General features: G+C 41.7%; 29 protein-coding genes. 11 read left to right on the top strand and 18 right to left on the bottom strand.

Annotated elements, in window-relative coordinates:
- Nucleotides 1–5 precede the first annotated feature (5 nt).
- Together ribD and SB775_RS15225 are read right to left on the bottom strand one after the other, a co-directional pair.
- Entirely contained in the window at nt 6–1,106 is a 1,101-nt protein-coding gene (gene ribD, locus SB775_RS15230) for a bifunctional diaminohydroxyphosphoribosylaminopyrimidine deaminase/5-amino-6-(5-phosphoribosylamino)uracil reductase RibD (RefSeq protein ID WP_318682483.1), read from the bottom strand.
- A 14-nt stretch (nt 1,107–1,120) separates the two neighbouring features.
- On the bottom strand, nt 1,121–1,870 hold the full coding sequence (locus SB775_RS15225; protein WP_410862076.1) for a GTP cyclohydrolase II: 750 nt from the start codon (nt 1,868–1,870) through the stop codon (nt 1,121–1,123).
- Nucleotides 1,871–2,191: 321 nt separating this feature from the next.
- On the opposite strand from SB775_RS15225, the gene SB775_RS15220 reads away from it, so the two are divergent.
- Entirely contained in the window at nt 2,192–2,521 is a 330-nt protein-coding gene (locus SB775_RS15220) for a YuzC family spore coat inner layer protein (RefSeq protein ID WP_410862075.1), read from the top strand.
- Between the two features lie 61 nt (nt 2,522–2,582).
- Here SB775_RS15220 and SB775_RS15215 read toward each other — a convergent pair whose 3' ends face one another.
- Nucleotides 2,583–4,088, bottom strand: coding sequence for a leucyl aminopeptidase (locus tag SB775_RS15215; protein ID WP_410862074.1), 1,506 nt, complete (start codon nt 4,086–4,088; stop codon nt 2,583–2,585).
- Between the two features lie 275 nt (nt 4,089–4,363).
- Here SB775_RS15215 and SB775_RS15210 point away from each other — a divergent pair, with 275 nt between their 5' ends.
- Both SB775_RS15210 and SB775_RS15205 read left to right on the top strand, forming a co-directional pair.
- A complete protein-coding gene (locus SB775_RS15210; protein ID WP_061465453.1) occupies nt 4,364–4,846 on the top strand; it encodes a divergent PAP2 family protein in 483 nt (160 codons plus the stop codon).
- Between the two features lie 9 nt (nt 4,847–4,855).
- On the top strand, nt 4,856–5,644 hold the full coding sequence (locus SB775_RS15205; protein WP_089361873.1) for a cobalamin-binding protein: 789 nt from the start codon (nt 4,856–4,858) through the stop codon (nt 5,642–5,644).
- 64 nt (nt 5,645–5,708) lie between these two features.
- Here SB775_RS15205 and SB775_RS15200 read toward each other — a convergent pair whose 3' ends face one another.
- From SB775_RS15200 to SB775_RS15185, 4 genes are all read right to left on the bottom strand, one after another.
- Complete coding sequence (locus SB775_RS15200) at nt 5,709–6,404, bottom strand: 3D domain-containing protein (RefSeq protein WP_089361874.1); 696 nt, start codon at nt 6,402–6,404, stop codon at nt 5,709–5,711.
- Between the two features lie 130 nt (nt 6,405–6,534).
- Entirely contained in the window at nt 6,535–6,852 is a 318-nt protein-coding gene (locus SB775_RS15195) for a YuiB family protein (RefSeq protein WP_410862073.1), read from the bottom strand.
- Nucleotides 6,853–6,960: 108 nt separating this feature from the next.
- Nucleotides 6,961–7,443: an NUDIX domain-containing protein gene (locus tag SB775_RS15190; protein ID WP_410862072.1), complete on the bottom strand. Its 483-nt coding sequence runs from the start codon at nt 7,441–7,443 to the stop codon at nt 6,961–6,963.
- A 249-nt stretch (nt 7,444–7,692) separates the two neighbouring features.
- The gene (locus tag SB775_RS15185) at nt 7,693–8,910 is read right to left on the bottom strand and encodes an NAD(P)/FAD-dependent oxidoreductase (RefSeq protein ID WP_410862071.1); all 1,218 of its coding nucleotides are present in this window, start codon (nt 8,908–8,910) and stop codon (nt 7,693–7,695) included.
- A 464-nt stretch (nt 8,911–9,374) separates the two neighbouring features.
- Between SB775_RS15185 and SB775_RS15180 the strand changes: the two genes are divergently transcribed.
- Complete coding sequence (locus tag SB775_RS15180; protein WP_061465460.1) at nt 9,375–10,367, top strand: NAD(P)/FAD-dependent oxidoreductase; 993 nt, start codon at nt 9,375–9,377, stop codon at nt 10,365–10,367.
- A 215-nt stretch (nt 10,368–10,582) separates the two neighbouring features.
- Here SB775_RS15180 and SB775_RS15175 read toward each other — a convergent pair whose 3' ends face one another.
- Nucleotides 10,583–10,945, bottom strand: a complete 363-nt coding sequence (locus tag SB775_RS15175; RefSeq protein ID WP_061465461.1) for a HesB/IscA family protein — start codon at nt 10,943–10,945, stop codon at nt 10,583–10,585.
- A gap of 215 nt (nt 10,946–11,160) precedes the next feature.
- Between SB775_RS15175 and SB775_RS15170 the strand changes: the two genes are divergently transcribed.
- Entirely contained in the window at nt 11,161–11,868 is a 708-nt protein-coding gene (locus SB775_RS15170; RefSeq protein ID WP_410862086.1) for a DUF2225 domain-containing protein, read from the top strand.
- A gap of 67 nt (nt 11,869–11,935) precedes the next feature.
- Here SB775_RS15170 and SB775_RS15165 read toward each other — a convergent pair whose 3' ends face one another.
- Nucleotides 11,936–12,172, bottom strand: a complete 237-nt coding sequence (locus SB775_RS15165) for a YuzB family protein (protein WP_061465463.1) — start codon at nt 12,170–12,172, stop codon at nt 11,936–11,938.
- A 301-nt stretch (nt 12,173–12,473) separates the two neighbouring features.
- Between SB775_RS15165 and SB775_RS15160 the strand changes: the two genes are divergently transcribed.
- Entirely contained in the window at nt 12,474–13,541 is a 1,068-nt protein-coding gene (locus SB775_RS15160) for an NAD(P)/FAD-dependent oxidoreductase (RefSeq protein ID WP_061465464.1), read from the top strand.
- A gap of 98 nt (nt 13,542–13,639) precedes the next feature.
- Here the strand turns inward: SB775_RS15160 and SB775_RS15155 are convergent, their stop codons facing one another.
- Entirely contained in the window at nt 13,640–13,963 is a 324-nt protein-coding gene (locus SB775_RS15155) for a YuzD family protein (RefSeq protein ID WP_089361877.1), read from the bottom strand.
- 173 nt (nt 13,964–14,136) lie between these two features.
- On the opposite strand from SB775_RS15155, the gene SB775_RS15150 reads away from it, so the two are divergent.
- A complete protein-coding gene (locus tag SB775_RS15150; RefSeq protein WP_034310199.1) occupies nt 14,137–14,373 on the top strand; it encodes a NifU family protein in 237 nt (78 codons plus the stop codon).
- A gap of 193 nt (nt 14,374–14,566) precedes the next feature.
- On the opposite strand, the gene thrB is transcribed toward SB775_RS15150, so the two are convergent.
- From thrB to yutH, 5 genes are all read right to left on the bottom strand, one after another.
- Complete coding sequence (gene thrB, locus SB775_RS15145) at nt 14,567–15,511, bottom strand: homoserine kinase (protein WP_089361878.1); 945 nt, start codon at nt 15,509–15,511, stop codon at nt 14,567–14,569.
- Nucleotides 15,508–16,569 (bottom strand): threonine synthase, encoded by a 1,062-nt coding sequence (gene thrC / locus SB775_RS15140; RefSeq protein ID WP_061465467.1) that lies wholly within the window; start codon nt 16,567–16,569, stop codon nt 15,508–15,510. Before thrC ends, thrB begins: the two co-directional genes overlap by 4 nt.
- Nucleotides 16,566–17,864, bottom strand: coding sequence for a homoserine dehydrogenase (locus tag SB775_RS15135; RefSeq protein WP_089361880.1), 1,299 nt, complete (start codon nt 17,862–17,864; stop codon nt 16,566–16,568). The genes thrC and SB775_RS15135 overlap by 4 nt, the downstream gene beginning before the upstream one ends.
- Before the next feature lie 188 nt (nt 17,865–18,052).
- The gene (locus SB775_RS15130) at nt 18,053–18,967 is read right to left on the bottom strand and encodes a L,D-transpeptidase family protein (protein ID WP_410862070.1); all 915 of its coding nucleotides are present in this window, start codon (nt 18,965–18,967) and stop codon (nt 18,053–18,055) included.
- Nucleotides 18,968–19,075: 108 nt separating this feature from the next.
- A complete protein-coding gene (gene yutH / locus SB775_RS15125; RefSeq protein ID WP_089361881.1) occupies nt 19,076–20,077 on the bottom strand; it encodes a spore coat putative kinase YutH in 1,002 nt (333 codons plus the stop codon).
- Between the two features lie 200 nt (nt 20,078–20,277).
- On the opposite strand from yutH, the gene SB775_RS15120 reads away from it, so the two are divergent.
- Entirely contained in the window at nt 20,278–20,775 is a 498-nt protein-coding gene (locus SB775_RS15120; protein ID WP_061465470.1) for a phosphatidylglycerophosphatase A family protein, read from the top strand.
- Nucleotides 20,776–20,854: 79 nt separating this feature from the next.
- On the opposite strand, the gene SB775_RS15115 is transcribed toward SB775_RS15120, so the two are convergent.
- Together SB775_RS15115 and SB775_RS15110 are read right to left on the bottom strand one after the other, a co-directional pair.
- Nucleotides 20,855–21,622, bottom strand: coding sequence for a TIGR01457 family HAD-type hydrolase (locus tag SB775_RS15115; protein WP_284469325.1), 768 nt, complete (start codon nt 21,620–21,622; stop codon nt 20,855–20,857).
- Between the two features lie 23 nt (nt 21,623–21,645).
- Nucleotides 21,646–22,083 carry a DUF86 domain-containing protein gene (locus tag SB775_RS15110; protein ID WP_089361883.1) on the bottom strand — a complete coding sequence of 146 codons (438 nt, stop codon included), beginning with the start codon at nt 22,081–22,083 and terminating at the stop codon, nt 21,646–21,648.
- 446 nt (nt 22,084–22,529) lie between these two features.
- On the opposite strand from SB775_RS15110, the gene SB775_RS15105 reads away from it, so the two are divergent.
- Nucleotides 22,530–22,796, top strand: a complete 267-nt coding sequence (locus SB775_RS15105) for a DUF3055 domain-containing protein (protein WP_061465473.1) — start codon at nt 22,530–22,532, stop codon at nt 22,794–22,796.
- Between the two features lie 66 nt (nt 22,797–22,862).
- Nucleotides 22,863–23,156, top strand: coding sequence for a cytosolic protein (locus tag SB775_RS15100; protein WP_410862069.1), 294 nt, complete (start codon nt 22,863–22,865; stop codon nt 23,154–23,156).
- 31 nt (nt 23,157–23,187) lie between these two features.
- Here the strand turns inward: SB775_RS15100 and SB775_RS15095 are convergent, their stop codons facing one another.
- Entirely contained in the window at nt 23,188–23,463 is a 276-nt protein-coding gene (locus SB775_RS15095; protein ID WP_061465475.1) for a YutD family protein, read from the bottom strand.
- 112 nt (nt 23,464–23,575) lie between these two features.
- On the opposite strand from SB775_RS15095, the gene SB775_RS15090 reads away from it, so the two are divergent.
- Nucleotides 23,576–24,235, top strand: coding sequence for a YhcN/YlaJ family sporulation lipoprotein (locus SB775_RS15090; protein WP_410862068.1), 660 nt, complete (start codon nt 23,576–23,578; stop codon nt 24,233–24,235).
- Nucleotides 24,236–24,255 lie beyond the last annotated feature (20 nt).

The raw sequence follows: 24,255 nt of genomic DNA, 5'->3' as shown, positions 1-24,255 counted from the left end.
GTTGTCTATTTTAATTTAGGATAAGCCGTGATGCGTATGTCCTCTCCAAACGTGTCCACGCCAGAGAAGGAAACATCCATCGCTTCATCCATCGTATCTACATTCATTCCACTATACGGTGTTAGTGAGTTTCGTCCGCCCAATAGTTTAGGAGCTATATAAATCAAGTATTTATCGATGAGCCCTGCCCTTAGGAAAGAAGCATTCACTTCGCTTCCACCTTCCAGCAAGACATCCGTAATCCCCTTTTTATACAGCTCTTCCATCAAGGTCCTTAAATTCAGGCCCGAATCGTTTTTGGGGACGAAAATGAATTCGATCCCTTTTTCACGTAGAGCTGCCATTTTATCGGCAGGTGCATGATCCTGCGTTACGATCATGGTCCTCGCATCTGATACCTGGACAACATTGGCTTCCATTGGAACACGTAATTCACTGTCTAAAATGATTCGGATCGGATTTTTCCCTCCGCCCTCCGGAAGTCTGGTCGTAAGTGATGGATCATCGGCCAAAACAGTCCCGATTCCAACGAGAATGGCATCGACCTCATCCCGGAGCAAATGAACGGAATGACGGGATTCTTCTCCTGTTATCCATTTTGAATGGCCTGTGTGTGTTGCAAGTTTTCCATCGAGTGTCATCGCATACTTTGAAATGACAAATGGACGGCTCGTCAGCATATTGTGAATAAAACGCTCATTCAGTCTTTGAGCTTCCTTCTCCAGGACGCCAACTTCCACTTCAATGCCTGCATCCTTTATGATCGATATACCTCTGCCCGCAACTTCCGGATTCGGATCTTGCGTAGCCACTACAACCCGCCGTACACCTGATTCTTTCACTAAATTTGCACAAGGAGGGGTTTTTCCATAATGGGAACACGGCTCAAGAGTCACGTATAGCGTTGCCCCTTCTGCATACTCACCCGCCATTTTGAAAGCATGTACCTCTGCATGCGGTTCACCCGCTTTACGGTGGATTCCTGTCCCGGCTATCACACCGTCTTTAACTATGACTGCACCGACAACTGGATTTGGATTCGTCTTTCCTTTAGCACTTGCCGCCAAATCCAGTGCCAGCTTCATGTAATATTGATCATCATTCATGCGTTTAGCTCTCCTTATACAATCAAAGTTGGCTTCTTGTGTGGTATGTGTCCAGACTTCTTGACCTTTGTATCCAGATAGAAACTATTATCTTCCGTCAAACCGCCCCAAAGCGGGATATGGTCCTTTGCCGCTAGTCCATGCTTCATAAGTGCGTCCAACTTTTTAGGGTTATTCGTAATTAAAGTGACCGGATCCTCACGCAGTTCCTTCAGCACTCGAATAGCTCCCTCGTAAGACCGCGTATCGTCTTCGAATCCTAAAGCCTGATTCGCCTCGACCGTGTCATAACCTTCCTGCTGAAGTAAATATGCAAGAGATTTGGAAAAAAGGCCGATCCCTCTTCCTTCATGGTCCGCAAGGTAAAAAATGGCCCCGTATCCATGCTCGGCTATCATCTTCATCGATTGGTGGAGCTGGTAGCCGCAATCACAGCGTTTACTGCCAAAGATATCACCTGTGTGACAGATGCTATGCATCCGGACCAGTGCATCATCCGACTTTTTAAAATCCCCATACACCAACACGGAGGATTGCTGGCCAAAAGCAAGGTTGGCTTCCGAAAGCGAATCAAGCACCGCTTCCTTGTCATTATCCTCGCCATCGAGCTGGAGCCATGTATACCATTGAAAAACCGTTGAGAATTCTCCTTGTTCAATAGGCAGGTTCACAGGCCCCACTAGGCATATATCAGCCTTTCCCGGGGTTTTAAGAATATTCATTTTATCTATTAAAAGGTCTTTTGTTTGCTGGGTTATTTTCATGTTAACATCACCTATTTTATAATTTTATAGTGTGCCTTCTGCTTACTTTAGGTAAGTAAGTATATTACTATACACTATACCTGTCAATGAAGCAGTTTACAAATAATAGTGTGTCTTTCTTCATAAATTCAAGAAGATTTTTTTTCGGAAAAGGGTTATCCATAATCCGTAATCATAACGGCTGGCCTTTATACATATTTTAACGTATAAAGAAAACGTGTCTATAGACAGACTTTAGGAAAGGAAGGAAACCTTTTGGCGGATTTCCCTTATTTTTTATATGACCCTGGCCTATTTCCGCTTCCCGTAGGGTCAGTGAACATGAATCGGGAACTGGAAGGAACATTGCGTCCATACACGGCAACCAATCCAGATCTGTTAGTTAAATCGGCAAAGTCATCGCAAGCTTTATTGCTTGATGTAAAAAAAGTCATGGATACATTAGCCACATCCAAGCCTTTCTCAAACAGGTTGATGACTGCCGCCCAAGCATCGAATAATAGTTTAGTGGTTGATATGATCCGAAAGATAGGGATTAAAAACGAACCTGATATCAAGTATAACCCTGATGGGATCCGTTTTGATTTCTATCCCAAAACAGGGGATGAAAATTGTCATATCATCATCAGCTTGAAATGGAGGGATATATAACGTCCAACACCTTTTTTGTAAAAAAAACGAAGCCTATTTTCGGCTTCGGATCCTTTTTGGTTCATTTTGTTTTCGATTCAAAGGTTTCAACAAATAGTGCAAGCGTTCGTGCCATCACACCTGTCGCCCCCGCCGTGCACAATTCGGAGCTGCTCGAGGTTGTGGATGTTCCGGCAATATCCAGATGGACCCACGGAGTGTCTTCGGCAAATTCGCCTATAAAGGCTCCACCCATGATGGCATGTCCTGCCCCGCCAGGTGAATTATTTAAATCCGCTATTTTACTATTGCGTACCCGCTCTTTGTCCTTTTCTGTAATAGGCAATCTCCACATAGGCTCCCCGGCCTCCTCTGAGGCTTTAACCACTTGTTCATAGAATTCTGCGTCATTGGTCATTGAACCCGTCATATCCATGCCCAAGGCCGTTATAACACCCCCCGTTAAAGTAGCAACGTCAATAAGGTAGTCGGCACCATGATGTTTAGCGTAAGTTATGGCATCCGCCAAAACGAGCCGGCCTTCCGCATCCGTATTCAATATCTCTATCGTCTTGCCGCTCATGGCAGTGATCACATCATCCGGCTTGAGTGCTTCACCGCTGATCATGTTATCAGTGGATGGAATGACAGCCACGACATTTTGATCCGGCCCTAATTCACCGATAATTTCCATTGCACCTAAAACAGCTGCGGCACCGCCCATATCCGTCTTCATTCCAACGATTCCGGCCTTCGTTTTCAATGAGTATCCACCGGTATCGAATGTGATGCCTTTACCAACCAGCCCGATAACATCTTTCCATTCATCTTTACCTTGGTACTTCAGGACGATCATTTTCGGAGGTTCAACGGAACCTTGATTGACAGCAAGAAGGGCTCCCATTCCCAATTTGAGCATATCCTCCTTCTCCAGGATTTCCACTTCAAAGCCATAACGTTCGCCCAAAGCAGATGAATAATCCGCCATATCCGTGGAAGTCAACAAATTGCCTGGTGTGTTAACCAATGTTCTTGCAGAGTTCGTCGCCCTTCCGAAGACTTTCCCTACATGAAGTGCGGCCCCGACCTCTTCTTTATCCGATTCACTGTAAACCGTAATCGATTCAAGGCTTTTTTCGACCTGGTTCGATTTTTGCTTGTATCCGTCAAACTTATAGGAAGCAAGTTCAAAAGCCTCGGAACAAGCATGCGCTGCGTCCAATGCATCCAGGTTTTCGGTCGTGAATGTATCCAGAGCAATCGATAGCGTCGCAAGCCTGGATTCTTTGATTGTTTTACGCGCTTTTCCAAATGCTTCGCGCAGCGTTTCAAAGGATAGCTCCTTTTCCTTGCCCAAACCTACAAAAATCAATCTCTTTATGCCTAATTTACCTAATGTATGTATTTTAACTACTGATTTTTTCTTGGAAGGGATTTCTCCCGCTTTCACTAACTCGGTTAGCTGACCATCTAATCGTTCATCTGCCTCTTTCCCTATGCCTGTGAATTTTACGGGTCTGTCAAATACGCCTAGAATCAGGCATTCGTCAATCAAATCTATATTCAAGGAATCTTTTACTGTGAACATTCTGCTACCTCCTCCATTCGATTACCTTCATTATAACGAAATCTTTCGAAATTTTCGAATTAGGCCCATGAAAATAATATTAACAAGGGATATTGTTTAGAATGTGCCACTTTAGAGTAATAGTATAAGGAAGATCATATTTAATACTAATAACCAGCAGGGAATCGACAGGACTGAATGGAACTAATAATAAGGGCCTTGTACCGAGCAGGATTTCTTATTTACCCATATATGGATTTCATCGTTACTTATAACTAGAAAGAAGGCTGATACTCTTGGAATTATTTCTCAACTTCCCTTTAATCGCAGCATTGATTGCCATTTTCTTTGCTCAATTCATTAAAGTGCCCATCCACTTCATAGCTTTTCGTAAAGTTAACTGGTCACTTCTTAACTCCACAGGCGGTATGCCAAGTTCCCACTCTGCGGCCGTGTCAGCTTTAACCGTAGCAGTAGGGATTGAGACCGGAATGGATTCTCCTGTATTTGCCGTTGCCGCGATCTTTGCCGTCATCACGATGTTCGATGCGACAGGAGTAAGACGGCAGGCAGGAGAACAGGCAGCCGTCTTGAACCAGCTCGTCACGGACTTCAATACATTAGTCGAGCAAGCAAAAAACTGGCAGAAAAAAGCGGATAAACAGAAACAGCAACAATTAAAGGAACTGTTGGGCCATAAGCCAATCGAGGTATTTTTCGGAGCCTTGACCGGAGTATTCATTGCACTGGCACTTCACTTTTTCATCTTTCAAGGGTAGGTGGTCAATTTGAAAATAATCTCTCTTTGCCCCAGCAATACGGAACTCTGCACATATCTTGGGATAGAAGATCAGCTGATCGCTATCGATGACTACTCTGATTGGCCTGAAACCATACAGCACCTTCCTAGAGTGGGGCCGGATTTATCGATTGATATCGATCATGTAGAATCACTGAAACCCGATTTGGTGCTGGCTTCCCTTAGTGTACCGGGTATGGAAAAAAATATTGAAGGATTAAAAGAACGGAACCTCCCTCACATCATCTTCAATCCGCAATCACTTGAAGATATCGCAAAGGATTTGCTGACCTTGGGCGGGGCTATGGATCTTAATGATCAAGCAGAGGAGCAGGCAGCAAAATTCCGGGATGCCATCCTTCAATATAAAAATGTCGCCGACAAAATCGAAACAAAGCCGTCCCTATATTGGGAATGGTGGCCAAATCCCTTATTCAGCCCTGGGGGAGTTAACTGGTTATCCGAGATCAGCCTTCTTGCGGGAGGATATAATCTTTTCGAAGATGTGGAAATGGCAAGCATTCAAGTCACGTCCGAAGAGGTTCAGAAAAAGGATCCCGACCATATTTGCTTAGCTTGGGTCGGTGTCCCATTACGAAAAGTCAACCCAGCGCTTGTCAAGAAACGGCAAGGTTGGGCCGATATGAAGGCAGTCCGAGCTAATAATATCCACATTATGGAAGAACCCTTATTCTGCCGGCCTTCCCCCCGTTTACTGGATGGGCTGTCAAAATTGGCAATGACTCTGCATCCTGAGGAGTACAAAGGCTTGGCTTAAGGGCGTTTCGAATGAACAAAAAAGCTGCCCCAATCGTGGCAGCTTTTTTAACTCCATCATTTCATTAAAAAGCAAAGGAAGATACATTCTCGTTCAATGTTTTTCCGGCGATTTTAGGCTTGAATACTTGCCTGATTTTGGTTTCATTCAACTTGTTTAGCTGTTCTTCAGATAACTCGCCGCTCCCTTTTTGCACAACATATACTTCAAGGGTTTTCTTTCCCCACTTCTCGTACACATCTTGTACGGTGTCATAGTATAGATCCAGATGGTTTCCTTTGATCGCCCCGCCCTTGTCCGCTACAACCCCATATCCATAGCCTGGAATCCAAAGGATGGTTCCGAGGGGAAATACGGCAAGATCAGCGGCAATGGTTGAAAATAGATCCCGTTTCACCTTCACACCTGAATAAGTGATTCCATAAGATGGGCTCTCCGGGTACTTTCCCGTTGATTCATACCCTGCTGTATAACCTGTAGCCAAAACTTCATGCTTCGGATATTTCAAGAGCTCGATTGCCTCCAATATCGTCGTAGGACCACCATTGCCCGTGGATGCGGATGACATTAGCGTTGCCACTTGACCTCCGCTATGGATCGCTTTATATTCGAGACCAAGCATTTGATGTTGTCTCATTGCCCCCTCAAAAGGATGATCTTCAGGCATAGCCCCAAAAACATGATTTAAGGTTGAATCGATGGCCAAGATAAATAATATGATAATAGCAACCCTCAAAAATAATGCCTTTACAATCTTCATATGTATTAATTCCACTCCTCTCACAAGGATATTTGTTCCCTTTCCAGAGTGAAAGTATTCATAAAGCATGAAAAGATCCAATTTTTCTTACAAAAAAAGGACCGTCCATAAATGACGGCCCTTCCCATTATCAAAACATTTGATATCCTTTATTCCTTAGAATCCTGATGACCACACCAGCTAAAACCGCGCCAAGCAGCCCGCTTGATAAAATAATGATGTCTGCCGTATGCAGGGCTGTAAGGTTCGTTCCAAGATTAGCAAAAGATATTCCCGGATTTCTAAAGTATTCTATTAGCTTTGTTTCATTGACAATGATGATGAAGACGATTGGAAATAAGATGACCATGATCCAAGAAGAACGAAAGAGCATATTCAGCAAAAAGCCAATTCCGAAAAACAATATAAAAAATAAGAGTATTGAGATAATTAAAACAGGCAATGGCATGTTATTCTTGACCCTCCTTAAAAGCGACACCTTTAGTTTACTGAAAAAATAATTGCTACGTCAACGACTTAATGCCAAATAATACCGAAGAAAAGATAATTACCCAAATTACATGAATAATTTATATGATGTATAGCCAAAATGATTTCCCGGATTCAACCCATCAAGCATCGTCTGCACTCTTTCCTTTTTAAAAGCTAAAAGCTGTTCCAATAATAACGATTGCTTCCCCTCTTGCATGAGTAAATCAGGGTCATAAAATTTAGCCTCATATAACTCATCCAATTGAGCAGTGACTTCAAAACTGATCGGTTTAAGTAAAAATACCAACATATTATCACTTATATCCCCTTTGATGACTCCGCTTCTAACACCAACAATGCCTTCGATTTCTGTATGAATGCCCGTCTCCTCCAACACTTCCCTTACGACAGCTTCATCAACGGTTTCATCATTTTTGACAAAACCTGCCGGAAGCGACCACTGCCCTTTCAATCCGCCATACCTTTTGTTCACGACCAGCCACTCGCCTTTATCAGATATCACAAGGCCGGACACTGCCAACCAAACATTCTTGCATCTTTCCACCAAAACCCACTTCACCTACATTCATTATAAGTAGTGTAAACTCCAAACCGCTAGAGTACATACGTAATGCCAAAGCGGTCAAAGGGGAGGATTATTTAATCTAGTGCTTCGTCATCCTTACCCCCATTATATTCCACATATGATAGGTGCATACTCCCCGTCTCCGCTTCATGTCACGCTCATCGATAGATGCCATTGAAAAGGCCATTCAGGGACAATCCCCAAATGGCCATCACTTATATATCGAAAAAATCAAAGGACGTTGAATTTACCTTTCTTAGCAACCAAGGAAGCTCCGCCAATCATTAGCAATGCTCTGTTATCAACCATTTTCTTCATGAATGATGCAGTCTTGCCTGTAACTTTCTTGCCGAATACAACTCCAATCGCATTGTCATCACCAAGTGAACATACCGTTCCTTTGTTTTCGAAAGTGAACGTTTCAAGGTCATTTTCGTTACGAACCAATTTAGTCAGGTTCTTCGCAATGACTTCACCTTGTTGCATGGCGATTTGTGCAGTAGGCGGGTATGGGCGATTAATTTCTTCATTGATGATCAACGCGCAATCCCCTACGATGAAAATATCGTCATGACCCGGTGCACGCATGTCAAGGTTCACTTTAATACGTCCGCGCATTGCTTCAAAACCTGATGCTTCAATCACTGAATTACCACGCACGCCAGCTGCCCATACAACGGTCCCCGCCTTGATTTCTTCCACTTCATCTTCGCCTCTTGCGACGATGATACCTTCAGGAGTTGCCCCCTTGATCGGTGTACCGATTTTGAATTCCACACCTTTTTTCTCAAGGTAGGAAACTGCATAATCCACTAATTCCGGATCGAAGCCAGGGAGGACGGCTGGTGCTGCCTCTACACAGTACATACGAACCTTTTGGAAATCGATATCGTATTCTTTACAAAGTTCAGGGACACGGTTAGCTAATTCGCCAAGGAATTCGATACCCGTAAATCCTGCTCCGCCAACAACGATCGTCAAGCGGTCTTCATTTTTCTCGACCTCAGAACTGTACGTAGCAAATTGCAATTGGATATGATCACGGATTTCACGTGCAGTGTTCACGTTGGAGATAGAGAAAGCATATTCTTTTAGTCCTTGGATCCCGAATGTTTCCGATTCCGGTCCAAGTCCAATCACTAGGTAATCATAAGAAATTTCGCTTTTTTCAAGGATGACTTTTTTGTCTTCTGTTTTCACTTCCAAAACAGAATCTTGGATGAATTTAACTTTGCTGCCGTTAATGACACTTTTGATTGGATAGCGCACACGATCATGATGAAGCGTACCAGCAGATGCTTCATGCAGCCATGTTGTTTCATAGTGGTAATCATTTTTGTTAACTAATACGATTTCAGCTTCATTTTGACCTAATGCCTTCTGTAAGCGAGTAACAGTCATCAGTCCACCATAACCTGCTCCTAAAACAACGATAGTTGGCTTTTTCAAAAGTATTCGTCCACCTTTACGATATTTTCTTGTGATGCTTTCCATAACTAAAATCTATTGTCTATCTTTTTAATTTCCATTATAAAAAGCACTCTTATACATTTGTGACGTATTTCACGTAATACTTCGAAATTGTCATAAAAAATTCACTAATGATGTCTAAGTAAATTTTAGTCTTTTTCCATACCTTTTTCAAGTAACAAACCGAACTTTTTCGCGTGAAAATAAAGCTGAAAAACGATGCTTTTCACCCCGTGAAGGACCATATTCATACTATATGTTCAACCTTGGTAAAGTGTATTTTTACCCACTTATGAAAGGGGGTGAACAGTATTCATAATGTAACCGTCCCGCTATAGTCAAAACTTTCTCACTTTTCTAATCTTTCTCCGTTTTTTAAAAGATTATCTATGTTAAAATAAGAGAATAAATTTCAGCAAACCTAGTATATCGGAGGGATAAAGTTGGAAGTTAACGAAAAAGTTTATGACATCACCATCATTGGCGGAGGCCCAGTTGGATTATTTACTGCATTTTATGGCGGCATGAGGCAGGCATCCGTAAAAATCATCGAGAGCCTACCGCAATTAGGCGGACAATTGTCGGCCCTTTATCCTGAGAAATACATCTATGATATCGCAGGTTTCCCCAAGGTGCGTGCTCAGGAGCTAGTGAATAATTTGAAAGAACAAATGGCAAAGTTTGAACAGACTGTTGTCTTGGAGCAAGCCGTTCAAGAAGTGGAAAGGCAAGCAGATGGAGTTTTCAAGTTAACGACGGATAAAGAAATCCATTATTCCAAAACCATTATCATCACAGCTGGAAATGGGGCTTTCCAACCCCGCCGCATCGAAATTGATGATGCAAAAAAATATGAAAGCAGCAACCTTCACTATTTCATCGATGACCTCAATCATTTTGCTGGCAAAAAAGTGGTGATCTTCGGAGGTGGGGATTCAGCAGTCGACTGGGCACTTATGCTGGAGCCGATCGCCGAGAAAGTGAGCATCATTCACAGAAGAGATAAATTCCGTGCCCACGAACATAGTGTAGAAAACCTTAAAAATTCAAAAGTTGATATAAAGACTCCTTACATACCTTCAGAGTTGATTGGTACAGACGGCCGGATCCATACAGTTGTCATCAAGGATACAAATGGTGAAGATACAGAGACGATGGAGGTAGATGCAGTCATCGTCAACTACGGCTTCGTTTCTTCTCTTGGCCCCATAAAGGAATGGGGACTTGATATCCAGAAGAATAGTATTTTGGTGAATTCAAGAATGGAAACGAATATTCCAGGAATTTATGCAGCCGGAGATATCGCAACATATGATGGCAAAGTCAAATTAATCGCAAGTGGTTTTGGCGAGGCCCCCACTGCTGTCAATCACGCCAAGCAATATATTGACCCAAAAGCAAAAGTCCAGCCCATGCACAGTTCTTCCATGTTTTAATTATAGTACGCAAAAACCGGCTTTCATGGCCGGTTTTTTTTGTACCCAATTCGATGATTGTGGATAACTGTTTTCCATCGGAGCACTTTTTCGTCCTTTCCCGCACTGCTTTCGACCGTTCACGATTTTATTCGACCTTCATGGCCCTTCAACCCAAACAAACTGAAGGGGGGCACTTGTTAAAGTGCCCCCCTTTTCCAAATGAACAGAAATTGTTAGCAATTCTCCGGCGTGCCGGCGTTTTTTGCCGTTTTGAAGGAAGACCCGCAACCGCATGAAGCGATGGCATTTGGGTTTTCGATCGTAAAGCCTCCACCCATCATCGTTTGTTTATAATCAATTACCGTTCCATTCAATATATCTGCATCCCCGTTATCAACAAGGATCTTAATTTCAAACTGTTCCAGCTGGCTATCTTTCTCTCCGGGCTCATTTTCAAAACCCATTCCATAGGATAATCCACTGCAGCCCCCGCCTTTGACGGCCACTCTTAAAAAGGAACCCTCTTCACCATTTTGTTTCATCATTTCTTTTATCTGAAAAGCAGCAGCTTCCGTTATTTGAACAACTTCACTCACAATAAATCCCTCCTTCTTCTTATAAGTGAGATAGAACTATTTCTCTTTATAGTATATACCAAAGAATTTCCCACGCTCAATTTTCCGGCTTGAAAAAATTCATATTCCCGCACCTATTTTACCAACATTATTTAAAAAATGGTTTATAATAAGGCTTATGGGTATATCGGACTGAATATTTTGACCTAAACAAAAAATTTAAAGTAAGGGAGGTAATCTCCATCGAAGATATACAGCCTCTATATGACAAAAACATGGAATGCCTTCTATGCAAACAAAAATCAACCACAAAAAGGGTACGATCGCATTTTGTAAAAGTAGCAAAATATGACACGGACTTTTGCCCCGTTTATGCTGATTCAGCCGTTAATGCCCTTTACTATAATATTTTTGTTTGCCCTCACTGCGGCTTTTCCTATTCCGATGATTTCTCCCGGTACTTCCCTCAAGCCACAAAGGAAATCATTATGGAAAAGGTAAGCTCCAAGTGGGTTCCCCATCATTTCAGCAATGAGAGATCCATTAAAGACGCCATCAATACTTACAAGCTGGCTAGTTATTGCGGGGCTTTAAAAAAGGAAAAACATATTATCCTGGCCGGAATCCATTTACGGATTGCCTGGCTAAATAGGATCAATCGGTCCAAGGAACAAGAAAAAAGGTTTTTGAGATTCGCACTTAAGGAATATGAAGCATCCTATTCAACAGGGGACTTCAGCGGTACCCAGGTATCTGAAGCCAGAATCCTATATCTCGCTGGCGACATCTCAAAGAGAATAGGGAATGAAAAGGCAGCAATCAAGTATTTTTCGTTAGTATTCGAAAGACAAAGAAATGCCCGTGAAACCTCCATCATCCAGATGGCCAGGGACCGCTTTCAGGAAATTAAGCAAGAACAGGGCAACTCCCCACCCGTTGCTTGAGCTATGAATGGATAAGGCAATGAAAAGGCTGTCCCAGGCAGGAACAGCCTTTTTACGTTGTTGATGATTAGAACATGTCAAATTCATCAATGAACTTATATATTTTATCTACCAATTCATCCGTTGTGTCACCGGAAACCACTTCACCGTTTACAAGCGCATATAAGTTACTGGAGCATTTGCCGCAATATCCCAAACAACCGTATTCTAAGATATCTAAATTCGGATCCCGCTCCAATCTTTCCAGAGCCTCTTGAGCACCGCTAGCCAGATTGCTTACACAAAATTCAATAATCGGGTACATTGTTTCACCTCACAGTTACTAACAAACCATCTTATTACTTTTCCCAATTACAGTCAATATTTACGCATATAAAATAAGCCGATTTTAAGATACAGGTTGTGATTTCCTTTTATATTCGTTATACTTTTGTCGGGGTACGTAAAAAAGAATATTAATTAATTTTTTATTCTTACTACTATTGGGGTATATATATTTAAATAAACTTAAAAGGTTCATTTGGGGAAATCCTATAATGGGATAGTTGTTTTCACAAGTGAGCATTTATCAAATTTTTAAGAGATCAAATAAAGGGGAAAATAATATGAAGAATTTAGTCATACTTGGTGGTGGGTATGGTGGTATGCGCATGTTGCAAAGATTGCTGCCTAATCAGCTTCCTGAAAATGTGAGCATCACGCTTATCGACCGTAATCCTTATCACTGCTTAAAAACGGAATATTATGCTTTAGCAGCAGGTACCATTCCTGATCAGCACATCCGTGTTGCATTTCCTGAACATCCTCGCTTGAAGAACGTATACGGAGAAGTACTTTCCATCGATATGGAAAATAAACAAGTCATTATAGAAAATCAAGACCCTGTCGTTTATGATGATTTAGTCATCGGCCTTGGCTGCGAAGATAAATACCACAATATTCCTGGAGCAGACACACACACCTATAGTATCCAAACAATCGATAAATCACGCAGCACATATTCAGCTTTGAATAATTTAGGGGCTGGTGCAACCGTTTCTATCGTAGGTGGCGGACTTAGCGGTGTTGAGCTTGCAAGTGAATTGATTGAAAGCCGTTCAGATTTAAACGTTAAGCTATTTGACCGTGGACCGCATATTCTATCTGCTTTCCCAGAAAGATTAAGCACATTTGTCGAGTCTTGGTTCGATAAACATACAATCGATATCGTCCATCATTCAAATATAACCAAAGTTGAGCCAAACCTTCTTTATAATGGCGACGAAGCAGTTCAAAGTGACGTCATCGTTTGGACAGCTGGAATTCAGCCAAGCAAAATCATCCGTGATATGGATATTGAAAAAGACCGTCAAGGAAGAGCGGTTCTGACTCCTCAGCATTTCCTTCCTACTAATGACAGCATCTTTGTGGTCGGTGACTGTGCAAGCCTGCCTCATGCACCTAGTGCTCAATTAGCAGAGTCCCAAGCTGAGCAAATCGTCCAGGTCCTTGTGAAAAAATGGGCAAATGAACCACTTCCAGAAAGCTTCCCTACCATGAAATTAAAAGGGACATTAGGCTCTCTTGGGAAGAAACAAGGTTTTGGTCTTGTTGCAAACCGCCCTATTACGGGAAGAGTGGCACGATTAATGAAATCAGGCATTCTCTGGATGTATAAATACCATAACGGTTGATTCCAAACCTTCTTATGCGATTACATTTTATAAAATGACCCATAAATGAGCTGAGCGCAGCTTATTTTGGGTCATTTTCTTTTTTCTTCCATTATATATCACACCTGTATTGTATATCCATGTTTTTCCATAGTTTCTACCACTTTCTTGAGCCGCACATTTCCTTCTTCAATAATTTCATCTTCAATGAGGACCAGTGGATAAAATAAATCTTCTTCGATCATCTTCATGGCAAAGCTCTTTTGCTTCACCTTTTCTGGAGGATTGTATATATCTATATAGGTTATTTTGAATTTCTGCTCAGGGAACTTTCTCGTTAATGCAGCCTCAAGCCACTCACAAGTATCTTTCGAAGAGGGGAGATTTACACAGCTCGCGCAAATTTGCTCCGCTCCATACACTTCTATCTCAATTTCTTTCATTACTATACTCTACCTCCATCATTTTAATATTTTCACTTCATTTTGAATACTTTTAAGAAAAATTCACCTGTTTCCATCTTACCAGAATAATATAGATTATATTTCCGCAAAGTTACAGTTGGATTTTTTACTACCTTCGCATTATAATATGATTAGGAAAGGAGTCGATTGCAATGTCTGAACAAACAATGGAAGTTCAAGTTCAAGAAGTCCTAGATAAACTTCGTCCGTTTCTTCTTCGTGATGGCGGTGACTGTGAACTAGTTGACGTAGAAGATGGAATTGTAAAATTACGATTACTAGGAGCCTGCGGGAGCTGTCCTAGTTCGACCATTACGCTAAAAGCTGGGATTGAGCGTGCCCTTCTTGAAGAAGTCCCTGGTGTAGTGGAAGTTGAACAAGTTTTCTAATAGCCCTTTAAATAACATGCAACGTATGGATGAAGGATCACCTCATCTATAAACGTTCAACCTTTTTCGTGCAGACCGGAACTTTTTCTGGACTGTTATAAAATAAAGCTGACTCGGCTTTTGCCCTATCAAATGATTTGATACGGCTTGACGCGGGTCAGCTTTTTTATAATCTACTTAAATCAAGCATGGCTTACGATTTCAAAAATTTCAATTCCTTTTTTTCTTGTTCCGAAAGGATTGCCGTATGGCTGCCATCATTATCGATTTCCAGCTCTTTCACAAGAAATTCCGGAAATTTCCCCTTCAGTCCCGTGAACACACTTTCACATTTTTCTGCGGATGCCAAGCATAAAACAGTAGGACCTGCTCCGCTTAGGGCTGTACCAATTCCGCCTTCTTTATGGACAACTTCTTCTATAAGTGCTAAATGAGGGACTAAGCGCGCCCTATAGGGTTGATGGAAACGATCGCTTTGCATCATTTTACCGACAATCTTCCAATCTTTAGATAAAATTCCCGCAAGCAAAACATTGGCGGCTGCACTTCCGTTTATCGCTTCTTTATAGGAAAGCGAATTAGGAAGGACATCTCTTGAATCCTCAGTAAGCAATTCAAAATTGGGAATGACTGCAATCACCTTAACTCCTTCGATCGGAAACGAAACGACATCCGTTCTTTCCTCTGTATGCAGACCCACAACCATTCCACCATACACAGATGCCCCTGCATTATCCGGGTGCCCTTCAAAGAGGGAAGCATGCCTATTCTTTTCCTCATCGGATAAATGGAGTTCACCAACGATGTTCGCTAATTCAATACCAGCTACAATGGCAGAGGCACTGCTTCCAAGCCCCCGTGCCAGTGGAATTTCACTAGAGACGAAAAGCCGGCATGGGGATAGTTCCTTTCCATAAAAGGCAGCCGTTTTCTTGGCAATTTGGACGATATAATTACGGTCATCCCTTGGAAAAACAGACATCTCTTCTGAGAGGGGAACGACTTCCCAATGATCTGATGTAGATCCGTGTATTTCCAAGTAAAGTCCTAAGGCCAGGCCAATGGAATCGAATCCTGGTCCTAAGTTGGCCGTACTCGCTGGTACACGGATCAAGAACATCTCGGAATCTGCACTCATGCCTGGTTCACACCTTGCAGATGTTCTAAAATGACCTCTTCATCCATTGGCAACAATGTCGGTTGAATCGTGCTTGTATCGACTGCCACATTCGGATCTTTCAATCCATTTCCTGTAAGTACAGCAACGATCTTGCTTCCCTTTTTGATTTCACCGCTTTTTAATTGTTTATAGATGCCTGCAATGGAGGCACATGATGCTGGCTCAGCAAATACTCCCTCTTTTTTAGCGAGGAAATGATAGGCTTCCAGAATTTCTTCGTCTGTCACCTCATCAATTTTACCTTTGGATTCATTTGCTGCTTCCACAGCGAAGTTCCAACTGGCTGGATTACCAATCCGGATGGCAGTTGCAATCGTTTCGGGGTTTTCGATAATGGTATCCCTGACAATTGCAGCCGCACCTTCCGCTTCGAACCCTCTCATTTCAGGAAGGCCCGTTTGTTTCGATTCATTATATTCTTTAAACCCTTTCCAGTAAGCCGTGATATTACCTGCATTGCCGACTGGGAGCGCCAATATATCCGGTGCAGAGCCGAGAGCGTCACAAATTTCGAAAGCCGCTGTCTTCTGCCCTTCAATCCGATATGGGTTGACCGAATTCACAAGAGTTATCGGTGAGCTCTCACTAAGTGAACGGACGATTTTTAAAGCCTGGTCGAAGTTCCCTTCGATCGAGATGATTTCCGCTCCGTACATAACGGCTTGAGCGAGCTTGCCCATTGCTATTTTGCCTTCTGGAATGACAACGATACAGCGCAGGTTGGCACGAGCGGCATAAGCTGCGGCAGCAGCCGATGTATTCCCAGTAGAAGCACAGATGATCGTGTCGCTACCCGCTTCGATCGCTTTGGCGACGGCCATGACCATTCCGCGGTCTTTAAAAGATCCAGTTGGATTCGCCCCTTCATATTTTACATGTAAGTCGATTCCCCACTCTTCAGATAATCGATTCAGTCTAATTAAAGGTGTATTACCCTCCAAAAGGGATAGTGCAGGTGTATTTTCATTGACAGGTAAAAAATCTTTATATGTGCTTATAAGTCCTTGCCAGCTCATTTGATGTCCTCTCCTTCAACTCTGTATGTGCTCTTCACTTCTTTTACCATATTGTAATCATGTAATTTCTGTATTATTTGCTCAAACGCAGCCAATGTGGCAGTATGCGTAACTAATACGATTTCGGAAGATTCCTTTTCATCCAGCGGCAATTGAAGGATTTTATCGAACCCTACCCCATGCTCGGCAAATAAATTCGTGATTCGGGCTAAAACGCCAACTTCATCCTGAACATGCAATCGAATGAAGAACTTAGCGAAGATCTCAGTTGCAGCTTTTAATTGTTTAGGGTATTGCGGTGAAACCGCACTACGGCCATTTACGCCCAGCCTCATATTTTTGATGACCGTCACCATATCCGAAACGACTGCAGTCGCGGTCGGTAAACTGCCCGCTCCTGGTCCATAAAACATCGTCTCCCCTACAGCTTCACCATAAACGTATACCGCATTATATTCATTATTTACCGATGCTAACGGATGTGACTCCGGAAGAAGTGCAGGCTGGACGCTCACTTCGACCCTATCCCCTGCCCTAGAAGCAACGCCAATCAACTTCATTGTATAGCCAAGCTTTTTACTATATCTCAAATCCTCTTCGGATATCTCGGTGATGCCCTGTACATCCACATCATTCAAGCCAATGTTCATTGAGAACCCGAGAGTGGATAGTATCGCCATTTTACGGGCAGCATCCAATCCTCCTACATCGGCTGTAGGATCGGCTTCAGCGAATCCTAGCTCCTGAGCTTCCTTCAATACGTCATCATAAGCTCTGCCTTCCTTGCTCATTTTCGTTAAAATGAAGTTTGTCGTTCCATTGACGATTCCCATCATTTTCGTGATGCGGTCAGAAGATAATCCATCGACAAGACCTCGTAAAATCGGAATTCCGCCTGCAACACTTGCTTCATAGAATAAATCACATTGATTCTCGGTGGCCAATTCCAGCAGTTCCGGTCCATATAAAGCCATTAGGTCTTTATTGGCCGTAACGATATGCTTTTTATTTTTTATTGCTTCAATCAGATAACCGCGTGTTTCTTCAATTCCACCCATAACTTCAATTACAACATCAATCTCGGGATTCGAAAGGATATCCTCAGGATTGTCAGTTAACATACCTTTTTCAATATCGACAAGCCGCTCCTTCGTCGTGTCTTTGACTAGAATCTTCTTAATGGATATGGAACAGCCCACTTGATGCGTGAGCTTGTCCTGATGACTTTCGATGATTTGTACGACTCCTGATCCGACTGTACCTAACCCTAATAAACCGATCGAGATGGCTTTCATATTTGGTTCCCCCTTAAGAACTGTTTACCTGAAGAAAACATTTGTATTTGTATAGTAGACATTATAAGATTAATTCATATAATTATCAATAGTTAGAAAAGATGGATGTACGAACTTTTTTGTCCATCCCTTGAATGAGTAAGAACGGATAACACTAATTTTTCATGGGAAAACCATTTTGAAGATTATTACTTAACGCTCTTTAATGAATCATTTGTACCCATTACTATATGTGGCTTTTGCAAGGGATCCATCCATTTCAGTATACTGAGGACGTTCTTTTCGGCAGTGGCTATACATCCCGCCGTCGGCATTGTTTCCCCTCTCCATATATGAAGAAAGATTGCACTGCCTTTTCCTTTTATGATGGGATTCGTATTATAATTGATGACCGCCCCATACTTATATAGTTCATGATTCATCCTTTCGAAAGACTTCCATTTATCTGCCGGATTCCCTTTATAGGTTTTCCAATTGTTATAATCCTTTGATGTTTGATCATCAATCCAGTAGTCATAATTGGTCGTTTTCCTATAGCTCATTTTCATACCGGCCGGCTTCGTTTCGCTTCCAAAAGCAGTACCAAATGAATAAATCCCAACCGGGGATTTTCCATCGCCCTCTTTTTTGCTCTTCGTGAAGCCGTTCTTCCCAATGACGCCTTCCATCCCTTTTAATGCCCGTCTCCATTCACCTTGTTTCTTTTCATACGTTTGGATCGTGACCTCCGTATCACTCATCGATTTCCCTTTTACCGATACAACTTGGTTAACACCCTTTCTCATATCGAATTTCTTCAGAAGGGTTTTTTCATCGGAACTGAAAACCTCTTTTGCATCTGCCATCTTGATATATGCAGTCTTTTTTGAGTGACAGACCTTATACCAGTTTCCAGTTCTCCCACTTGCCGCTAATTCTTTATTTTTGTTATAACTCTTTAATGTTTTACTTGCAGCCGACGCCTTTTCTTTCATATCAGTAGTAGACTTCATGACAATCTTGAATTGAGTTGCTTCACAACTTATTTTCGTTTCAGCTTTCGCAAGATTTGTCGTCTGGATGACTAAAAGGAATAAAAGGGCCGCCATTATCAATCTTTTCATGGACTCACCTTTCCACATCTTTAAGTAATTCACTTTAAATATCTAACTATTCAAAAAAATCTTGTTATCATCATAACATAGTAATTAAGGATGGATCATATTTCTTTCCTAAATCCAGTCAATTTGAGGTAAATTATATTGCTTGGCCGGAACTTCCGCCAATTCATAAAAATGTTTGAGGAATGATTCATATTGTTGGGAGGATTTCGTGATCGACGATATTTTGTCCTCCAATTCATTTGACCTTGATTCCGTCGTTTTTGAAAAATACTCTTCTACTGTTTCAAAGTAATGAATGGGAAATAGCATTCTTGAATATAACAACCGGGCTGAAAAGCTGGAGAATTGTTCTATAGCCTGATATTCGTGAAAGAAATGGCCAATGCCTTTCTGATGGGTATGTACATTTTGAAAATAGTGTTCCCTCACCCATTCCGCCACATCCCTGGTGCCGTGGTCGAACACCCAATCAAACGGATTTTTCATCCATTTATTGCTTTTCCAGGTATCATGTAAAAAACGTTCATAACATACTGTTCCACTATCGACAATTTGCGGGGCATCATCAATTTCCGTGTCGACCAAATATTGAATCGCATTTTCACCAAGCACCATATAATAGGGAAAGGTTTCTATAAATAATTTTTCAAACTGGTTATCAGGATGGGCATTGAGCTTATCCCTCCAAATCATTTCTAACTGATCGATCCTTTGTTCCCATAACTCTTTCCATTTACCAATCCTTGAACATGTTCGAATCGTTTCAGTAATATTTCTCCCACGCTGGTGAAATCTTGCCAGCCGTCTTCCTGGGTTGAAATTTTTCGGGCCTTCTAAAGCCTGATTGGCAAGAAGGATGAATAATTGTTCATCCGCTTCCGAAACAAAACTTCCATGATTGGCAAGGACAAAGGCCGATACGTAGCGATCTCCTTGTGAAATCAGGTGTTGAGACATTTTATGCCGTTCCACTAATTCCTCCTGCTCCATATTTCCAATGGGAACGATGCTGTAAACCATATTCCCTGAACGGAAGCTTGGAAACCTGCTATTGGTTTCTTCAAGCCCTACCTGTATACCATAATTATTAAAAATGATTTCTTCTATCATGGAATGGCCCCCCTCATTAAATGGATATAATAGAAATATTGGACATCATATACTTATATATATGTGGAATAATCCGTTTTCTGAATGATTATCGAAACCTTATTGGAAATTCGCATTAAAACATGGGTTTTCATTTTAATCAACTAAAAACTGCAGGCATTAGAACTATCCCTTTAAAATATAGAGAAACGGGTGATTACATGGCTAATATTGAACAATCAATTTCTGAACAAACGGCTCGAAGATGGTTAATTGAAAGAGGAGTGAAATTGGAGGATATCGCTGAACTTGTCATGTATTTACAATCAGGTTACCATGAAAATCTCCAAATGGCCGATTGCCTTCATAATGTAGAACGGGTCCTTTCAAAACGCGAGGTCCAAAATGCCATACTGACCGGCATACAGTTGGATATTCTAGCCGAGAAAAAACTGCTCGAGGAACCCTTGCTAAGCATCATTGAAATAGATGAAGGCCTATATGGGGTGGATGAAATATTAGCTTTTTCTATTGTGAATGTTTACGGATCCATCGGCTTTACTAATTATGGTTTCATCGATAAGCAAAAGCCGGGTATCTTAAAATATTTGAACGATAAAAGCACAGGTAAGGTAAATACCTTTCTAGATGATATTGTTGGAGCAATTGCAGCTGCCGCTTCAAGCCGGCTTGCCCACAGAACCGAAAATGCAGAATAGTAAGCCATAATTCATTTCATTGATTTTCACTGTTTTGCGACATAAAAAAACCAGGGCTGCTTTCGCAGGCCTGGTTTTTTCATTCGAAGCGCCATAGGTCGAGCGTGTCCACCACATGCGTCGGCTGCTCCTTATATTGCTTCAAGCGTTCTTTGGTCGTTACCCCAGTATGTACAAGCAATGTGTCGATCCCTGCATTAATGCCGGCGAGGATATCCGTATCATAGTTATCCCCAACCATGATTGTCTCTTCTTTAGGTACCCCTAATACTCTTAGAGCCTGTTCCACTATTACGGATTCAGGTTTTCCAATGAAAATCGGCTGTACCTGAGTCGAAACGGAAACAACGGATGTCAAAGCACCATTCCCCGGCAAAAGGCCTTGTTCAGTAGGAATGGCAATGTCGCCATTTGTTGAAATGAAAACTGCGCCATTTCTAACTGCAAGGCAGGCTTTTGACAACTTTTCATAATTAATGCCGCGGTCGATGCCCATTACCAAAAAGTCTGGATGCTCATCCACAAGCTTCATTCCTTTTTCCTTGAGAGCCTCGATAATGCCTTCTTCACCCACTACATAGACCGATGCAGCTTCCTTTTGTTCAGCTATGTAATTCGCTGTGGCCATGCTTGTCGTGAAAACCTGATCATCTTCCGTTGATATGCCGATGCTTCTCAATTTATCCGCTACCTGTGCCGGAGTCCGGGACGAGTTGTTGGTGACGAATAAATAAGGGATATCCCTTTTTTTTAGGTCATTTATAAAACCTGCAGCTTCCGCAATTTGTTCAGTCCCGCGATACATGGTGCCATCTAAGTCAATCAAATACCCTTTATACGACTTCATTTGAATTCGCCTTCCTAACAATACTAGTTTTTAAAAGCAGATACAGGTCCCAATTCGTTTGTTAAATAGTTCCTCACCAAATTCGGGAATTGCTTAAATGCCGCGATATTTTCCGAGAATACCTTATGCAGTTCGTTGTGATCAACTTCAATGAAGTCTTGAACCAGCATTTTCCTTAGCGGCAAAACCTTTTTAAATTGTATCGCTTTTTCTTCTGAAATGACTTTTTCATCATGAAGGATATCGATAATATCTTCGTAACTTCCCGGATCACGCATAATAAAACCATCAATTACTGCATTTCCTACATCCAACACGGAATCGATTGAAGTCTGTATGAGCCTTTCAGCGATAAGTTCCCCAATGTCTCCATCCCAATTATCATGCCCTTCAAAAAGTCCAAGCTGCTTTTCAAGAAAACCTAATATTTGTTCAATCTTTTGGCGGTCTACAAAGTACATTTTTTCCAGATCCTTTCTGATCTAAGATGATATAGGAAGCATTACTATGGTTGATTGGCCAGCCGAGTTATAACCCTGTACCAAAACAACCTTATTCCTTGATAATACCATAGCTTCTCCCCTACTCTCAATTCCTTCAGCCACAACCTTTGAACCGATCCCTCTACTAAACATCGGCAGAAACGTACATTGACTTCTTTACAGGGGTCGCATTTCCCGTCATCCATTGAAATAAAAGTAACCAAAATTACTCCCATTTGCATTCTTGACAATTTTCCTTTAATCGAGGAAAACTCTCTCGCGGCATGATTGCTTGCCGATCCTAATGCATCAAGACGCGTGACGAAGTTCCTCCACCTTTGGAAGCCCGAAAATGTCTGTTCCCCTATTGAAGTCACTTTGTTATGATGGAATTACAAATGTGAACATAAGAAGGGAATGATATTATGGAAGATCGTTTTTATTTATACAATGACGTCGTTGATTCAAAAACCCGGTTCATAAGTTTCATGGGCGAAGAATCAAGATTCGATTTGGCCATTACGACAACTGATCGTTTTTATGGGAAGAAACTTGTTTTAAATATGCAGAGTAACCGATTCGCGATCATTGGACCTGATGATTTAGAAGAGGAAGGCTATCTTGAGCATGCCTTTCAGTTGTCAGAAGCGGAAGCGGAAGAATTAAGTCACTTTTTAATGGAAATCGTCTGAAAGCTGAAGTTTTTTTCTTAATCGGGAAAACCTACTGAATGTACGATTACATGAGGGGGGATTACCTTGGGCAAAGAAGAGGAAATATACCACGATTTCTCCAATGTCGAAAAACAGCGGGATTATTTAATTCCTGAAGAATTTCCCGAAGGACCTTTTGGATCATCCAGAGCAAAGGATGCACCAGTTCAAAATAAAAACACGCCATGGCAGGAAGGGCAACGATATCAAAGTGCCTTTAATTTTGAAAATAAATCGTTGCACGAAGACTTACCTCGAAAATATCCTGGTGCTCATCCGACACATGATGATCCAGAAAACCATGAGCAGCCTCCTTATAAAGGATACGGAAGCTCTTAACATGGAAGGCCAGAGTAAATTCTGGCCTTTTTCATTTCTTTATTTTCTTCATGACGAAATATGGACAGCCAAAATTGCAGTATTCATATAAATATTCAGTAAGCGTGCTTATTTTTGTATCGAAGGTCGCTTTCTGATTAGAATCATCAAAAAATCCACGCAGCCTCAATTGGCCGTAACCCCAATCCCCTACAATATAATCATACTTCGTTAAAATCTCACTGTATCTGGCTTTAAACGCTTCTTCGTTATAGCCTTCCCTTTCATCCTCGATTATTTCATAGGTCATGTTATTGATGTTAATCATTGCTTTCACCTCTCAAAAATACATTCCTTCTTAAATTATAACTGATTCCCCATCAATTACTAAGCGAAAAATAGAGAAATATGTTCATCCTAAAGTTACGGGGGTGTTATTGATGAAAAAAACGATAATAACAATAGGTTTAAGTTCGATTATTGCACTGACCGGATGTTCTAATAAACATGATCAGGGGCTCGGTGCAAAAAATCATGCTGGTAACCCAACAAACGTAAATAATCCGACCCAATATTATGACGAGGATTATCGCAATCATGACAATAAAAGTGATGATTTCGGTTTTACCCGCACCAATAGTACAACCATTGACGGCCGTAACATTTCTAACAAGGCTGCTTCCATTGACCGTGAACAATTGTCTGATGTCATTTCTAAGCTCAGTGTACAGATTCCAAATGTCAATGATGCGGCTACCCTCGTAACGGATGAGGAAGTTCTTGTCGTATACGATACAAATACCAAGGATCGGACCGAAACCGCTGACCAAGTTAAACGAACAGCTATGTCCGTCGTTCCTCGCTACTATCACGTCTACGTCAGTGATGATTTTCAAAACCTTTCCCAAGATGTCGAGAATTTCGCTACATTGAAATCCGGCAGCAAAGGGATGGACTATACGATTGAACAAACCATCAAAAGAATGCTGAAATCGCCTCAAGGATACAAAATGAGTGACGCAGAAAATGAAAACGGAGAAATGGTTAACGATAAAAGGGATCATCACGATAACATCCATCAAAAAATGGATAACCGTTAATTAAAAATGAAAGGACCGAA

The sequence above is a fragment of the Peribacillus sp. SIMBA_075 genome (assembly GCF_046534585.1).
Note: the sequence above shows the minus strand (reverse complement) of the source record. Positions and strands in the feature narration are given on the sequence as shown.